This is a genomic window from Stieleria tagensis, from assembly GCF_024129865.1.
Taxonomy (GTDB): Bacteria; Planctomycetota; Planctomycetia; order Pirellulales; family Pirellulaceae; genus Stieleria; species Stieleria tagensis.
In genome coordinates this window covers 18,073-33,203 of the sequence record NZ_JAMYFE010000045.1, presented here as the reverse complement: position 1 = coordinate 33,203, position 15,131 = coordinate 18,073, and the positions used below count along the sequence as shown (strand labels likewise).

Here is a 15,131-nt window from a genome sequence, read left to right as displayed (position 1 = left end):
CAACCCTTTTTGTATCGAATTCCTGATCGGTGAAACGAACGAAATGCAACGATGATCCAACTGCAGTTGCTCAAAAGCTTGCAGTCGGCCGCGCGATGAATCAAGATCTCCGGCAGCAATCGCATCCCGGCAGTTTGAATCCGTAGCATTCTGACGTCGGCACTGCGTTCTTTTCTATTCCACGCGGCTGGCACGTATCGGTATCACACGATGACTTGGCACACTCCTTCTGGCGACCGGCATCTGGTTGGCGAAGAAGCAGAGCTGGTTCGCGATTCGTTGGCAACGATGGTGCAAGAGTTGGCGAGTTGTCGCGAAACGGAAGAAGACCCATGGGAGTATGGTGTCACCTTGTTTGACGATCTGACGTGGCAACAGCAGCTCGCCGTGTTGGACATGCTGGCCACTTACTTGCTGCAGGAAACCGGTTCAACCGTCGAGCTAAGTGGAATCAACGAGGCGGCTGTCGCGGCGGTCTACCAAAACATCGCCCAACAGATCGAACTGGAAATCGAACTGCACCCGGTCTCTCCCGCTCAGTTTCAATGTCGTTGGCGACAGGCAGCATTGGACGCGTATTTGGAAAACGAAGAGGACGACGTGGTTCGTCAGGAAGCCCTGGCCGAGTCCACCGATCAGGTTTCTGCATTTGATATTGATGCCAATTGTATGGACGTCGATCAATGGCGTTGGCTGATCGAATTATTAGCCGACCGCGTGCTTTGGGATCGTGATTTTGATCTGGTGAATGAAATGGTCGATGCGCCCCCGGAACGCGCCGCTGCGATGCGTGCGGCACTCGGTATCACGCCGGGCTATTACACCGCGATCGCGCCGGACCCGACGGACCATCAGGTCGATGCGCTGTTCCAATCGCTGGAAGAACTCACCCGGGCCAAGCCACGCTAGGATCTTGGCCGATTCATCCCCGCCCCTTTCGATCAACGAAAAAGTCTATGCGATCTCTTTTCGCCGTCTGGCTGTTTTGCATGACCACGGTTGTAGTGGCCCAAAATCCATCGTCGACCAAACATCACATCGCCGATCCGGCCGATGCATCGATCAAAATCAGCACCGAACGCGATCCGATTCGGTTGACGCACGGTCCGATGCTCGGCCAACCGTCGGACCATTCGATGCGTGTTTGGGCACGGACATCCGATCCGGGTGAGTTTGAAGTTCACTATGGAATCGCCGCCGACCAACTGGATCAAGTCAGCGGTCCTGGCGAAACCACCATCGGCCACGACAACACCGGCGTCGTTGATCTGGATGATTTGCAGCCCGATACGCGCTACCACTATCAACTGTGGGTCAACGGTCGACCGCACGGATTGCCGGGCAGTTTCCATACTTTGCCCAGTGCCGCCGATTCTCGCAACGAAAAGTACAACCCGCAGGGGCTGTTCAACTTCCGCTTTCAAATCGGTTCCTGTGCCAACCAAAACCCGTTGCACGGCGGTGGTCATCGCGCCACCACCTATGAATACCTCAACCGCGACTGGGCCGACAAAGTTCACTTTCACATCATGAACGGTGACTGGTTGTACGAAGAAAACCGTCGCTATTCCCCCGAAGCCTGGCGGTTGGTTCAGGGTGCCAGCGAATTGCCGCATGTTGCCCAGGTCGCACCGACGATCGTTGGCGTGTGGGAGAACTACAAGCTGTATTTGGATCGTGGCGAGTCATTGTCGCAGTGGCATCGGCATGTCCCCAGTTACTTTACCTTTGATGATCATGAATTGATCAACGACATTTGGGGGTCTGCTGAATCGGGAAAGCGACACCGCCGAACGGTCTTTCGTGATATCGGGACGCAAGCCTGGTACGACTACCTGGGTTGGGCCAACCCGACCGAATATCAACACCCGATTCATTTCGGCAAGGCAACCATGCGCCGCGGAAGCGACTTGCTGTATGACGAGAACGTCGATTTCAAGAGCCTGCCATTGGACGAAATGGGCAACCTGCACGTGCACTGGGGCACACCCGAGGCCGGTGTGAACGACATGAAGTATGACGACGATTCGGGACATCAAAACTCCTATGTCTATGACATCGTCGAAGTCGTCGACAATCACACGCTGCGGTTGCACATGCCGGCAAAGATCGATGACACCGACGTCAGTTACTCGATCGGCCGTCGCAGTTACGGCAAAACGCGTGTCGGCAACTGTGAATTCTATTTCATCGATACCCGCGGCGACCGCCAGATGCACGACGTGACCGAGCGTGACAAGCCGGGCGTGTCGATGTTGGGCAAACCTCAGCGGGAATGGTTGCTGCGTAGCATGCGTGAGAGTGACGCGGAATTCCGCTTCGTCATGTCCACCGTTCCGTTCATGATTCCGCATAGCGGCGCCGGTGGATTCGAAGCCGACGCGGCCAACAAGGAAGAGGCTTGGACAGGCTTTTTTGACGAGCGAGAGATCTTGATCAAAGAATGGGAGAAAATTGGTAAGCGCGTCTTTGTGATGACCGGTGACCTGCACAACAGTTTCGCCATCAAAATCACCGACAACGTTTGGGAATTTTGTTGCGGGCCACACAACAGCGTCAATCACGTCCCCGTCAATGACGAAAGTGATCGTCCGGCGACCGGCAAATTCAAGTTCGGGCCTCGCGAATGTGACATCCGCTGGAGCAGCTACATCTTGCCGGATTTGCCACGACTGGAACGACTGTACCCGCACTATTGTGTGGTGCAGATCAACAACGTGTTCAACATGCCGGTCAAACTAGGTGGCAAACGATTGGTGGCCTACCCGCACCCGCAAGTGATCTTTCAATACTTTGATGGTCGCACAGGCGAACTCGCCTATGCCGAATCGATCTCGACAGAACACTAATATTCCATCTCAGCGTATTCCTCGGGTGAACCGTAGTCCCGTTGCCGTTTAAGTGAGAGAAAGTCAGAGATCGCTGCATCGACGGCTGACGTTCGCAGTTCGGCGTCGGTGGACTCTGACGCTGCGTTAACCGATTCGAGTGCAAGCGCGTTGATCACAAACAACGCATCGCGTGGCGAGATCGTGTCGTCACGGTTGGGATCAAATCGCCAGTCGGTCAGACTTTCAAATCCGGACGCCAGACGATTGATGACCTGCAGTGCATCGAGCGGGGTGACACTGCCGCTGCCGTTGACGTCCAACCGGTTCAGAATGGTTTGCCGTGCCCGGGCGAGTTCGGCTGTGTCGATGAAGTCCGGGTGGATCGAGGTTGATTGTCCTGGCAGCTGCACCAACTGGGCAAAATTGTTTTCAAACACTGCCAAGTCGCCTTCACTGATCGCCGACACGTCATCCAGATCCAAGTAGCCAGGGGCGCGTGTCGTCGACCTGCCGTACCAATAGGCCAACGTTTCCAGATCTCGCAAGTCCACGGTGCCGGTTCCGTCCCAATCGCCAGCCAGCACAAAGAATCGGTTCACGTGATCGCCACTGTAGGTGAATGCAGGACCATTGGTGATCGCGGTTGAAAGTTCCAATTGGTAACGACCGTTTGGCAACTGACCGGGATCGGGAGAAATCGTCAGTTGGATGCCTCCGGCGCCCAACGTCAATTGGTCTTCGCGGAGCAGGATTTCGGTCGGTGTTTGGCCCGTGCTCATCCCCAGGTTGATCAATTGAAGGTCGCCGGTGGAGACGTCTGTGATCGACGCGCCCAGTTGGATCACAATCTCACTCAATTGGCTGCGTTGAAGCAACCAGGAGGTCGGTTGCGGACCCTGTGGCAGGTCTGCCGGATCGACTGCTGCAGTATTGAGAAAGACAACCGGTTGAGGTGCGGGATCGCCTTGGATCGTTCCCGTTGCAGTGTGAAATAAACCGACGTCGTAGGCGCGCCCGGTCAGATCCAACACTCGCGAGACATCACGGTTAAAGAAATTGACCTCTAACAGCGTGTGGTCGGCAAATGCGTAGCTATCGTTGCCATCAAAAGCAAAGCCATAGATGTCTTGAAAGAATTCATCGGGATCTTCGGCCGGTTTGGGAGCGCGGCGGATGATGCCGCCGTTGCCCGGCGTTTGGATCTCGATCAACGAATCAAAATTGTCCTGGGCGCGAGACGCGGACAGTACCAAGTGATCTCCACTTAAATAGTCCAGATCGCCGCTTGACGTGTAGTTGCTTTGGAAAAACGCAGCCTGTAAACCCGCCTCGATATCGAACACGGTGGTGACGTTGTTTAGAAAGATCTGGTCATCGTCGTCGGTTTCCAAATCGATCCACTGCAAATTCAGGGCTCCGCTGCCGACGGCAAACAAATCTCCGTCGCCACTGCCGAAGTCTGCATTGCGTGCATCGATGAGCGAGTTGGCGCCGATGACATCGTGTTCGCCCAAGTCCGTCGTTGCGATCACGCCGTCGCTGAGATCGTCCAAGTGAACTTGATACAAGCGGACCGATGAAATCGCGAACAAGTCGCCGTCTTCGGTGAAGGCGATGTCGGCGATCGGCTGGTCAACGTCGAGTTGGCCGATCACGTTGACCACACCGGTTTCGACGTTGACCCGGGCCAGTTGGCTTTGTGCGTCGACGACATAGTACTGTGTGTCTTGACGGGCGGCGATCAACGACGCGGCTCCACTGACCGGTCCGAATGTATCGCTGGCAACCACCGTGACCTGAATGTCTTCGTTGCGTTCGGTCAGCTGGTCTCGCAGCGGCGTGACGATCAATTGCACCGTTGCTTCACCGGGCAAGAAAGTTGCTGTCCCCACGACGGGGCCGATCAGTGGCGGGTCATCGGGCAACCAGATCGTGTCGCGATCGGCTTCATCGACCAAATAATCGACTTGGTAGGTCGCCGAACCGCTGATTTGGAATTGGACCGCCAGCACGTCGTCTGTCTCGTCACGCGAGAGGGTGTAGACCAAACGTTCTCGCGGGTCTTCGTCGACGATCGCAGGGGATTCGATGTCAATCGAGACCGTGGCGGCTAGGACGCGACGGGATTCCAGCGGTTGCAGTTGGGGACGCCGCAGTCGCTGGCGGTTGGAGGGGCGTTTCGACGTCCGCTGGCTAGACGCGGCCTGACGCCAACACCGCTTGCTTAAATCATGCCAAATCCCCATCACAATCACCGTCTCAAGTTGTTAGTTCACTCAGCCCTCGGTTGCGGGTGACTCTCCGGTGCCGTTGGAAATCGGACCGCCACCACGGACGCAGGCTGTTTGACGCAACATTTTAGATGAAGTTGCAGAATCTTTCGGCAGGCAGCGGTTTTTTATCGCTGTCGGCCGCAATTATACAACGTTTGGCCGTCGTCGCCGGGTGTATCGAGCATCGGGACGCTGACTTGCAGCGTCCCGATGCCAACGGAATTTCGACGTGAAGCGGCGATAGAGGACGGTTGACCCAGAAACCGTCGCCAGTCGCATCAATGCTCCGACCCCGGTAAAGAGGCCAGGAAACATTTCCCGCAAAACGTTTACCTACGTTGAAATTCCGCCAAATGGATTGATGGTTTGTTGTCTGTACCGAGTGCTGTCGCCGACAGCTCCAATGGCTACTCGGACGTGCACTCACGCACGTGTTCTCACACTCTTTAATCGCCGAAATAGCGATCCGCACTCGGGCGTGTCAATGGCGATTGTCAAACCCATCACAACCGTTTTTTGGAAATCGCCGCGGCCGGGAACTGGACAAATCCGTGCACGCGGCACCGGACTGCTCTTGTCGTGCCGATTCATGGCGGGCTACAAGCCGATTGGATTGTTCCCAAAAAAACAAATCAACTCGTCTCGCTAGCGGGCGGAAGATGCCTTCAACAATAAATCCTACGAATCATACGCCGCGTCGGTTCCGCCGCTGCGCTGTCGCTGGAAAGTCTGTCACGTCGGACGTCGCAGTGATTGTCGTGCTGTTGATCGGACTGATCGTCGCCGGGGCAACGGATTGTTGCGCGCAGCTCGCCGCTGATGACCTGGGGGCGAGCGGTCCTCCGGCGCTACCGGACGATCCCGCAGCCGTCATCGCAGTGGTCGGTCAATCGCCGATTCTGTGGGGAGACGTCCAACCCAAGGTGGACGGCAGGATCCGCCAGGCACTTGAACAAACCAAACAAGAGATGCCGCCGGATCAACTGGCGATCGCCCGCGCCCAACTGACGCGTTTGGCATTGAAAGAAGCGATCCAAACCAAAATGATGAGCGAGTGTTTTCTACTGGAGCAGGTCGGGACTCAGGCGGCGGAAAAACGCAGCGAAGTCAGTGAAATGATGCATAGCCGCGCCAGACAGATGTTCTTTGAAAACGAAGTCGAAAAACTCAAGGAACAATACAAGACCGAAGACCTAACCGAACTCAATGCCATCCTGAGTGAAAAAGGTTTGTCCTTGCAGGCGCGCCAGCGTGAGTTCACCGACATGATGCTCGGGCACATGTACATGCGCAGCAAAGTGGAACAGGATCCAAAGGTGACGATCGCTGAAATCAACAGCCGCTACGCCCGCGACCTGAATCGTTATCGTCACGGTGCCAAAGCGCGTTGGGAACAATTGTCGGTCCTGTTTGAAAATCACCCCTCACGCGAAGCCGCTCGCGCCGCGATCGTGGCAATGGGGAACGAAGCCTATTACGGCAACATGAAAGCGGTGGCCAAGGAAAAAAGCGAAGAACCGTTTGCCAGTGACGGCGGCCAGCACGATTGGACCACCCAAGGATCGCTGGCGTCAAAACCGCTGGACGAACAATTGTTTTCAATCCCGTTGGACAAGATCAGTGATGTGATCGAGGACGATCAGGGGCTGCATCTGATTCGAGTCATCGAGCGCAGTTCGCCTGGGGTGCAACCGTTGGCCGAATTGCAGGACCAAATTCGCGAACAACTGAAGCAAGAAAAGATTTCGGCCGCGCAAGCGGAAATGGTCAAACAGATGACCAAACGGGTCCCGGTCTGGACGCTGTTTCCCCAAGACGTTCCCGATGCAAAACCGTTGCAGGTGACGCGTGAGACGGTGCAACCGGTTTCTCGCAGCGGTGGTCGTGTCCCACTCAACCGCTAACGTCCTTCTCGACTTGCAGGCGATCGTCGCCCTGTCCGAATCAGAGTGAACCAAACATGAAACAGCCGCTGGTGCACACCACCGACCGACGCCGCAATCTGCCGGTGATGTCCGCGCTGGGATCATTTCTGATTCTGTTGGCGGTGGTCGGGTGTGGGCAACTGGCGTATCGGCTGGATCGTCGGCCGCCACCGGAATTCATTCCCAACCCGCTGGAACTGCCACCGGCCGACGACAAATTCGTTTGGTCTCAGGTGATTGACACCCTGGACGATTACTTTCGCATCTCGCGCGAACAACCCGTCCAAAACTCCAACAACATGTTGCTCGATGGACGCGTGGAAACGTCGTATCAAATCGGGGCATCGGTGTTGGAACCCTGGCGCAAGGACAGCACGGCGGGTTTCGAAGCACTGCAGAGCACGTTGCAGTCGATTCGCCGCAAGGCCACGGTGACCGTACGTCCTCGCGGGGCGGCCTACACCATCGAAGTCATTGTTCAAAAGGACTTGGAAGACTGTGATCGCACGCAGTACGCGACCGAGACCACTGCGACGCGGCGGCACGATGGCACGATCGTCCGGACTCAAAATCAAAATGCAGATACCCCGCAGACGCTGGGCTGGATTTCGATGGGCCGCGACACTTCACTGGAACAGCGAATTTTGCGAGACATCTTTGCGCGGGTGACCAAGCGTGACGGTCGTCGCGGTTTGCACGCTCACAAAAAGTAATCCGCCGGCTCAGCGACCGCCCGTATCTGTAGCTTTTCTGGGAAACTAATCTTCCGAGGTTTCTCCGCCGATACCAACGCTGCCAACCCAGCGAAGTCGGCTGACCGCGGTCGATTCTGCTGGCGGGGAATGCGATTCCCCGAATGACATTTCTTCTCCTCCCGAGTGATCTGGCTGCATGATTGGGTTTTCGCCGCAAACCGTTTCTTTGGAACAATTCTGTCAACACGTCGAGGGCTATCTATGCCGGATCGGTCAACTTGAACCAGGACAATTTCCGTTGACCCGACGCCCGGTGAGGCGTGGCGGTGAAACCTGTGGGTTGTACTTTTGTCTGCATGGACCGCGGAGCGTGAAACTGACCGCGGTTTACGATGATCGCAAAAAATTGACGATCTATTACGGCACCGATGGGGTGCGGCGTTCGCAAGAATCGATCAGCGTGACGCTGCCTGCTCCTCAGCCGCACTCAGTTTGACGTACCGCGCCGACAGCGAAAATGGATCGATCTGGGCGCTACAGGATGGAGATTGACGCTCGACCAGGCGGTTGGCGATTCGTCCGACACCGACCGCAGTGTTGGGCTGCGGCGCCTGGAACAGCCCCGTCCATTCGCTGGGAATGATCGACAGATCGCCGGCCAGGGCCACACCGCCATCACTGGCGACGCTCCCAGCGGTGCTGCTGACCCGCTGATTCCATTGGTCGCGGGACAGCACTTCGACTGAAAACGCCGCTGTCGCAGGCGGCGCAATGTCCCGCAAGGTGGCGGTGTCAAACTCGGCGGCGAATACCTGGCCGCGGTAGGCATTCAGACCCACCAGGATTCGGGCGATTTCGGGAGCGGGCTCGATTGCGGCGGCGATTGCAGCCAGCGAGCCGACCGGAACCGTCGGTAAATGCATCGCATAGGCAAGCGTTTTGGCGGTGGTGATGCCGATTCGCAGCCCTGTAAAGGATCCTGGTCCGACCGCGACAGACACCCACTGGATCGCTTGCTGTTGGTCCTCGCACCAACGCACCGCAGCATCCAGGTGTACCGCCAGCACGGCGGCTGTCCGTCGATCATCGCCAAAACTGCGCTGCCAAACGACGGTTTCCTGGTCCAAAACGGCCAGCGAACCAGACTTTCCAATTGTTTCGAGCGCGATCTGTAACATGGTAGGACGTGACGACTTTGAAGGTTTTGTGGTGTCTGATTGATGGAATCCACCCCACACCGTGGGATTGCCGCGAAAATTTGGTTACCTTTACAATCCGCGATTCCGATGCAAATTCAACCGCCTGCCATTTTCACCTTCCAGGACCTACCAAAGTGAAGCGAGCCCTGATTAGCGACATTCACGGCAATCTTGAAGCGCTGCTCGCGGTTCTGGACGATATCCGTTCCCAGTCGGTTGATGAAATTTACTGTCTGGGCGATATCATTGGCTATGGGCCGAACCCCTGCGAGTGCTTGGACCAAGTCATGTCCAACGCCAAAGTCACGATTTTGGGCAACCACGACCAAGCGGCCCTGTTCGATCCCGACGGGTTCAATCCGATGGCGTTACAAGCGATCTATTGGACCCGCGACCAGCTGGACAATGGGCCGGGCTCGGCCACTCAAGTCAACGGTCGCTGGGATTTCTTAGGTGAACTGCCTCGTTATCACGACGACGACGACAGCTACAAATTCGTTCATGGATCACCCCGAGACCCGACCAACGAATACGTTTTTCCGGAATACATTTTTGATCAGCGGAAGATGGAAATCTTGTTTGGCAAGGTCAAACAATATTGCTTCATGGGACACACCCACCTGCCCGGTGTGTTCACCACCAATTGTGAATTCATCCAACCCGATGAATGCGATTACCAGTACCAGTTGGGTAGCGAAAAAGCGATGATCAATGTCGGTAGCGTCGGCCAACCACGCGATGAAGATTCGCGCGCCTGCTACGTCGTGCTCGACAAAGATGCCCCCGGCGGCCCCTTGGTCAACTTTCGACGTGTCGTGTATGACATCGAAACCACTGCGAACAAAATCTACGCCCAGGCGGATTTGTCCGACGCGCTCGGTGACCGAATCAAACACGGTCGCTAGCCGTTGTCTCCCATTGACGGACGGGTTTCCTTCCCCGCGTTCTCCGGTCGTCTCGGTGAAGGTTCGTCAACGTTCGCTTCCATTCGTTCCTAAACTCCACCTAGCTCTGTGACTCGAACTGCGATTCTAAGCGACATTCACGGCAACCTGACGGCGCTCGAGTCAGTGATGGCACATGTCCAAACACAAAACGTCGACCGCATCGTTTGTCTGGGGGATGTGGTCGGTTATGGGCCGCAGCCCTGCGAATGTTTGAATGTGGTGATGGGATTTGATTTTTGTGTGTTGGGAAACCACGACAGCAGCGCGCTGTTTGATCCCGAAGGATTCAATGCGGCGGCCGAGCAAGCGATCTTTTGGACGCGCAGCCAACTCGAAAAAAACTCTGACCACGATGGTAGCAAGGACGGTCCCAGTCCGGCGCGGCAAAGAATGGATTTTCTGTGCGGGTTACCCCGTACCGTTCGGGAAGAAAACACCCTGTTCGTCCACGGGTCTCCTCGCGGGCCGACCAATGAGTACGTAATGCCCGATGACATCCAGAACAGCAAAAAGATGGAGAAGCTGTTTTCACTGGTGCCGCATTTGTGTTTCCAAGGTCACACCCACGTCCCCGGTGTGTTTACGACTGAATTGGAATTCATTCGACCCGACGATTTGGCCGAGGGATACGACATTCGTGACAGCGACACCCGGTTGATGATCAACGTCGGTAGTGTCGGACAGCCTCGCGATTTGGATCCACGCAGTTGCTACGTCGTGTTGGACGACGAGCGAGTGGTCTTTCATCGAGTCGAATACGACATCGAGAAAACGGTCGCCAAAATCGAAGCGGAACCTGAATTGGACAACTTTCTGGGGTACCGGTTGCGTGACGGTCGCTGAGCATCTGAATTGAAGTTTGGTGTGGATCGGTCGGCGATTGTGATCGCTCGGTTGGCCAATCAGGTGATCCCCAGCTATCGGGGCTGAAATTCACTTTAAAACGTGTTTTTCGTTAGCGTGCTGGCCGGTAGTGGTCCTATGCTGAAAGAGCATTTTTACATTCTTTCACATCGTTCCGGAGCCTGACATGTCCAGAGAGAGACGCGGTGGTTTCACGTTGGTGGAATTATTGGTGGTGATTGCGATCATCGGCATCTTGGTCGGCTTGTTGCTGCCGGCGGTTCAAGCCGCCCGTGAAGCGGCCCGCCGCATGAGTTGTAGCAACAACTTTCGCCAGATCGGGATTGCCGTTCACAATTACCATGCGGCCTACAAAGAGTTGCCGATGCAGGGTGTCGGCACCCACAGCGCTGGCGGCGCGGCACCGCCATTTGGCAATGCGGGACCAACATCAAATTGGTGGACGACGCACTCCCATTCCAATTCTTGGCGGTTGAGCGCGCTGGTGGGGCTGACACCGTTCATGGAACAGCAAGGTATTTGGGACCAGATTTCAAATCCTAATCCACGTGATGCGACCGATCCGACAGTGCTTTACAGTCCGCCTTGGCCACCGATGGGGCCGGTGCCGACACAAGCGCGTTACATTGCTTGGTCGACTGAGGTGCCGACCCTGCGCTGTCCGAGTGACCCCGGAGTCGGATTGCCGGCGCTGGGGCGAACCAACTACGCGGTCTCGTTGGGTGATTCCTATTACTGGTCGATTCGTGGCGGACGCCAATTCGATTCAACGGGCGGGTATCCCGAACATTCGGGTTGGTCGCAGAACTCCAATGCGGCGGATCGTGGCATGTTCGTCCAGCATAAACGGGCCAAGTTCCGCGATGTCCTTGACGGCCTGTCCAACACGATTGCGATGGCCGAGATAGCGACCGACCTGGGTGACCGTGATGCGAGAACATTGGCCGACCACGAGCCGACTCAGGCGTTGGATTTGATTCGCGACAATCCCAGTTGGTGCATCGATGAGAATTACCTGGATCCCGAGCGTCCACAGTTTTGGGTGCCCGGTTTACAGATGATGAATGCGGTGGAGGGCCGTGGATTCCGTTGGGCGGATCACCGTGTCGAGATGACGGGCGCCCACACCATCTTGCCACCGAACCAAGCCATTTGTGCCCAGCGCAACCCCGGCGGTACCTTCCTCGCTCCGCCGTCGAGTCGGCACCAGGGCGGGGCTCATATTTTGATGGGTGATGGAGCGGTGGTGTTCATGACTGATTCGGTCGAGGCCGGTAACAGTCGTGCCGGGATGGTATGGTTAAATGGAACCGGATCGCAGGCACCCGGCAGCCAGAGCCCCTATGGTTTGTGGGGTGCCCTGGGCACCAAAGCCAGTCGTGAAACCATTCAAGAACAACTCAATCAGTAACCTGAAAGAACACCAACCAGAGTGACTTTGTAATGAATCGAATGTTTGCAATCTGCTGTTGCGCGGTCAGCCTGTTGCCCGTCAGTGCCGGATGTGGTGCCAAACAGCCGACCAATGTGATGGAGAACACCGACCAGCAAGCCCTCGCCGATTACGAGCGAATGATTGCTGAAGGCGAGAACGCGATGGATTCGGAGAAAACCAAACCGTAACGGGATGTCGGCCTCGGGTCGGGTGATTCCATCGCAGAAAATGTGCCAGCGGCCGCTGCCCGATTGAACTCGGACAGCGGCTGTTTTTTGTAAACCGCCACCGCGTCATCGATCGGTATACAATCGTCGTTTCCCAATCAGCCCCCTCTATTCCCCAAAGCAACGTTCCTATGAATCGATCTGTCCGTGATACCCTTGTTTCTCGAATCGGGGCAATCGTCTGTCTGGCCGTGATCGCCCTCGCATCTGTTTCCACAAGTCTTGCGCAAGATGCCAGCAGTGATGGCAAGCTGCGAGCATTGATTATCGATGGGCAAAACAACCACGGTGCCTGGCCTCAAACAACGACGATGATGAAATCGTTTTTCGAAAAAAGCGGTCGATTCACAGTTGATATCGCGCGGACTCACTACACATGGAAAGGCGGCGATCTGTTGAAGCAATTCCCGCTTGATGATGGCCAAACCTACGAAGAATTGAACGAGCCGAAAACGGATCCCAATTTCAAACCGACCTTTTCCGACTATGACGTCGTGATCAGCAATTTCGGTTGGAAAGCGGCACCTTGGCCGGAAGAAACACAGCAGGCACTTGAGGAATACGTTGGCGGTGGCGGTGGTTTTGTCGTCATTCATGCTGCCGACAATTCGTTTGGTTCCTGGGACCAGTTCAATCGCATGATCGGACTCGGTGGTTGGGACGGCCGCGACGAACAATCGGGGCCCTATGTTTATCTGAACGACGACGGCAAAGTGGTTCGGGACACGTCACCGGGCAAGGGCGGCGGACACGGACCGGCGCATGAATACCGTCTGGTCACCCGTACTCCCGACCATCCGATCGTCAAAGGTTTGCCTAGCGGTTGGTTGCACACCAAAGACGAATTGTATCAGCAGTTGCGTGGACCGGCCGAGAACATGACGATTCTGGCAACCGCCTATGCCGATCCAAAGTACAAAGGCAGTGATCGGCACGAACCGATGTTGATGACGATCGACTACGGGAAAGGCCGAATCTTTCATACGACGATGGGGCATGATGCCGTGTCGTTCAGTTGCGTCGGCTTCATCACCACATTGCTGCGTGGAACGGAATGGGCGGCGACGGGCAAAGTCACACTGACGGAAATTCCCGATGACTTTCCGACATCGACCGAAAGCAGTGCGCGAGATCTGTAGCCACCTTGCGGCTACCGCGCCGCGAGGGAAATTCGCAGCAGGCGATATCGATGGCGCAGCCGATCGGTTGCGTCGCCTCGCCTGGGGGCGGCATACAGTTCAAAGGTCTGGTCGACGACTGTCTTGCCCTGTAATTGCATCGTCATCCGCCAAGGCCCCAGTTTGTCGTCGATCGGTTCCCAGATCGTGTCGCCTAAAAAGAAATCCCAGTCATTGGATTTGACATAAACCACGTCTTCAAACGGCGGGCGTCGCTTGCCTTGGTCGTCCAGGATTCCGGGGTGGTCGATACAAAAACTGAGCGGCAAATTTTTGCCGCCGGTGACGTTGATGATCAACCCGAATTCGACATCAACCTTGGCCAAGATACGGTCGGTTTGTCGTTGAAACGAAGGCAGCTCTTTGGAGTCAGAATCCCATTTCGAATAGATTCCATACGTGCGAATGCGTACGTCTGGTTTCTGTTTTGGCATCAAGTTGTCCGGCTAAAGTCCCATTTTGCAGTCGGCGAAATCCAGATTGCCGCCACTGATGACGACCCCGACGGTTTGCCCGGCAAATTCATCGGCGTTTTCAATCAGCCCCGCCAGCGCGACCGCGCCCGACGGTTCGCAGACTAGGTGTGCGTCTTCGGCTATCCGTCGCATCGCTGACAGGATCGCGTTTTCGCTAACCAAGAATAAACCATCAACCCAGCGCTGGATCACTGGAAACGTATTTTGTCCGATTCCAGTTCTCAGTCCATCAGCGACCGTGTCATAACGTGTTGGCGATTGCGGTGATCCAATGCTCAGGCTGCGTGCCGTGTCATCGGCCCAAGCTGGTTCGACCGCAAAAACTTTCACGTCGGGACGCAGCGATTTGACGGCGACCAGGATTCCGGCCAGCAAACCGCCGCCGCCAACCGGCACCAGGATCGCATCGATCGATTCGATCTGCTGCAACAATTCCAGACCCACCGTGCCTTGGCCGGCGATCACCGCTGGCGTTTCGTAGGGATGCACAAACGTGGCCCCGGTTTCGCGCCGCAGTGCCTCGGCGGTTTCTGTGCGGGAGGTTTCATTGGGCTGACAGAAGACCGGTTGAACACCATAGGACTGAACCGCTGCGATTTTGACGGCGGATGAGTTGTCGGGCATCACGACATGAGCGGGGATGCCGCGTCGTGCGGCTGCCCGGGCGAGCGCGGCGGCATGATTACCGGATGAATGCGTGACCACCCCGCGTGACGCATCGTGCTCGTTTAACGACAGCACCGCATTCGCCGCGCCGCGAGCTTTGAAGGCGCCAACGTGTTGCAGATTTTCCGCTTTCAATGCGATTTGGCATCCCAGCCGTTTTGACAACCGTTCGCAGCGAATTGCCGGTGTTCGAATCACACTCTGTTGGATGCGGTCCGCTGCCGACCGGACATCGTCCAATTCAATCACAGGGACAGACATTCAGGCACAGTTCATTGGGAAGGGGTTCGATTGCGAGTGGCTCTCTCCTGGAATGATAACGTCCCTGTCGACGACGTGCGATCTGGCAGGAATCAGACGATCTGTCTGATCAATTTCGCAAAATACTTTGCATCGGCTGACGGGAGCGGTTATC

The 15,131-nt window shown here is 56.1% G+C and carries 14 protein-coding genes; 10 read left to right on the top strand and 4 right to left on the bottom strand.

Translation table 11 applies throughout. The annotated features are described in order from the left end of the window. The first annotated feature begins 210 nt into the window (after window positions 1–210). Window positions 211–909 carry a hypothetical protein gene (locus tag NHH03_RS10925; RefSeq protein ID WP_253155999.1) on the top strand — a complete coding sequence of 233 codons (699 nt, stop codon included), beginning with the start codon at window positions 211–213 and terminating at the stop codon, window positions 907–909. A 47-nt stretch (window positions 910–956) separates the two neighbouring features. Beyond that, entirely contained in the window at window positions 957–2,849 is a 1,893-nt protein-coding gene (locus NHH03_RS10920; protein ID WP_253155998.1) for an alkaline phosphatase D family protein, read from the top strand. Here the strand turns inward: NHH03_RS10920 and NHH03_RS10915 are convergent. After that, window positions 2,846–5,077 (bottom strand): dockerin type I domain-containing protein, encoded by a 2,232-nt coding sequence (locus tag NHH03_RS10915; protein WP_253155997.1) that lies wholly within the window; start codon window positions 5,075–5,077, stop codon window positions 2,846–2,848. The genes NHH03_RS10920 and NHH03_RS10915 overlap by 4 nt on opposite strands. 116 nt (window positions 5,078–5,193) lie before the next feature. Here NHH03_RS10915 and NHH03_RS10910 point away from each other — a divergent pair, with 116 nt between their 5' ends. The 3 genes from NHH03_RS10910 (at window position 5,194) to NHH03_RS10900 (ending at window position 7,742) form a co-directional block, all read left to right on the top strand. Continuing rightward, complete coding sequence (locus NHH03_RS10910; protein ID WP_253155996.1) at window positions 5,194–5,337, top strand: hypothetical protein; 144 nt, start codon at window positions 5,194–5,196, stop codon at window positions 5,335–5,337. Between the two features lie 426 nt (window positions 5,338–5,763). Next, a complete protein-coding gene (locus tag NHH03_RS10905) occupies window positions 5,764–7,008 on the top strand; it encodes a peptidylprolyl isomerase (RefSeq protein WP_253155995.1) in 1,245 nt (414 codons plus the stop codon). A 56-nt stretch (window positions 7,009–7,064) separates the two neighbouring features. Beyond that, a complete protein-coding gene (locus NHH03_RS10900) occupies window positions 7,065–7,742 on the top strand; it encodes a hypothetical protein (protein WP_315861446.1) in 678 nt (225 codons plus the stop codon). A gap of 437 nt (window positions 7,743–8,179) precedes the next feature. On the opposite strand, the gene tsaB is transcribed toward NHH03_RS10900, so the two are convergent. Next, the gene (gene tsaB, locus NHH03_RS10895) at window positions 8,180–8,902 is read right to left on the bottom strand and encodes a tRNA (adenosine(37)-N6)-threonylcarbamoyltransferase complex dimerization subunit type 1 TsaB (RefSeq protein ID WP_253155994.1); all 723 of its coding nucleotides are present in this window, start codon (window positions 8,900–8,902) and stop codon (window positions 8,180–8,182) included. A gap of 155 nt (window positions 8,903–9,057) precedes the next feature. On the opposite strand from tsaB, the gene NHH03_RS10890 reads away from it, so the two are divergent. The 5 genes from NHH03_RS10890 to NHH03_RS10870 all read left to right on the top strand — a co-directional run bounded on the left by NHH03_RS10890 (window position 9,058) and on the right by NHH03_RS10870 (window position 13,535). After that, on the top strand, window positions 9,058–9,828 hold the full coding sequence (locus tag NHH03_RS10890) for a metallophosphoesterase family protein (protein ID WP_253155993.1): 771 nt from the start codon (window positions 9,058–9,060) through the stop codon (window positions 9,826–9,828). Between the two features lie 108 nt (window positions 9,829–9,936). Next, complete coding sequence (locus NHH03_RS10885; RefSeq protein WP_253155992.1) at window positions 9,937–10,713, top strand: metallophosphoesterase family protein; 777 nt, start codon at window positions 9,937–9,939, stop codon at window positions 10,711–10,713. Window positions 10,714–10,900: 187 nt separating this feature from the next. Further along, window positions 10,901–12,145: a DUF1559 domain-containing protein gene (locus NHH03_RS10880; protein WP_253155991.1), complete on the top strand. Its 1,245-nt coding sequence runs from the start codon at window positions 10,901–10,903 to the stop codon at window positions 12,143–12,145. A 32-nt stretch (window positions 12,146–12,177) separates the two neighbouring features. Continuing rightward, window positions 12,178–12,357 carry a hypothetical protein gene (locus NHH03_RS10875; RefSeq protein ID WP_253155990.1) on the top strand — a complete coding sequence of 60 codons (180 nt, stop codon included), beginning with the start codon at window positions 12,178–12,180 and terminating at the stop codon, window positions 12,355–12,357. Window positions 12,358–12,527: 170 nt separating this feature from the next. After that, window positions 12,528–13,535 (top strand): ThuA domain-containing protein, encoded by a 1,008-nt coding sequence (locus tag NHH03_RS10870; protein ID WP_253155989.1) that lies wholly within the window; start codon window positions 12,528–12,530, stop codon window positions 13,533–13,535. An 11-nt stretch (window positions 13,536–13,546) separates the two neighbouring features. Here NHH03_RS10870 and NHH03_RS10865 read toward each other — a convergent pair whose 3' ends face one another. Then, a complete protein-coding gene (locus NHH03_RS10865; protein ID WP_253155988.1) occupies window positions 13,547–14,008 on the bottom strand; it encodes a DUF3859 domain-containing protein in 462 nt (153 codons plus the stop codon). Window positions 14,009–14,020: 12 nt separating this feature from the next. Further along, the gene (locus NHH03_RS10860; RefSeq protein ID WP_253155987.1) at window positions 14,021–14,977 is read right to left on the bottom strand and encodes a threonine ammonia-lyase; all 957 of its coding nucleotides are present in this window, start codon (window positions 14,975–14,977) and stop codon (window positions 14,021–14,023) included. Between the last annotated feature and the right edge of the window lie 154 nt (window positions 14,978–15,131).

Bases quoted from the DNA above. Each gene is read 5' to 3' on its own strand.
- NHH03_RS10905 (WP_253155995.1), top strand. From the start codon at position 5,764: ATGCCTTCAACAATAAATCCTACGAATCATACGCCGCGTCGGTTCCGC.
- NHH03_RS10920 (WP_253155998.1), top strand. From the start codon at position 957: ATGCGATCTCTTTTCGCCGTCTGGCTGTTTTGCATGACCACGGTTGTA.
- NHH03_RS10880 (WP_253155991.1), top strand. From the start codon at position 10,901: ATGTCCAGAGAGAGACGCGGTGGTTTCACGTTGGTGGAATTATTGGTG.
- NHH03_RS10925 (WP_253155999.1), top strand. From the start codon at position 211: ATGACTTGGCACACTCCTTCTGGCGACCGGCATCTGGTTGGCGAAGAA.
- NHH03_RS10915 (WP_253155997.1), bottom strand. From the start codon at position 5,077: ATGGGGATTTGGCATGATTTAAGCAAGCGGTGTTGGCGTCAGGCCGCG.
- NHH03_RS10910 (WP_253155996.1), top strand. From the start codon at position 5,194: ATGAAGTTGCAGAATCTTTCGGCAGGCAGCGGTTTTTTATCGCTGTCG.
- NHH03_RS10870 (WP_253155989.1), top strand. From the start codon at position 12,528: ATGAATCGATCTGTCCGTGATACCCTTGTTTCTCGAATCGGGGCAATC.
- NHH03_RS10875 (WP_253155990.1), top strand. From the start codon at position 12,178: ATGAATCGAATGTTTGCAATCTGCTGTTGCGCGGTCAGCCTGTTGCCC.
- NHH03_RS10900 (WP_315861446.1), top strand. From the start codon at position 7,065: ATGAAACAGCCGCTGGTGCACACCACCGACCGACGCCGCAATCTGCCG.
- NHH03_RS10865 (WP_253155988.1), bottom strand. From the start codon at position 14,008: ATGCCAAAACAGAAACCAGACGTACGCATTCGCACGTATGGAATCTAT.
- tsaB (WP_253155994.1), bottom strand. From the start codon at position 8,902: ATGTTACAGATCGCGCTCGAAACAATTGGAAAGTCTGGTTCGCTGGCC.
- NHH03_RS10860 (WP_253155987.1), bottom strand. From the start codon at position 14,977: ATGTCTGTCCCTGTGATTGAATTGGACGATGTCCGGTCGGCAGCGGAC.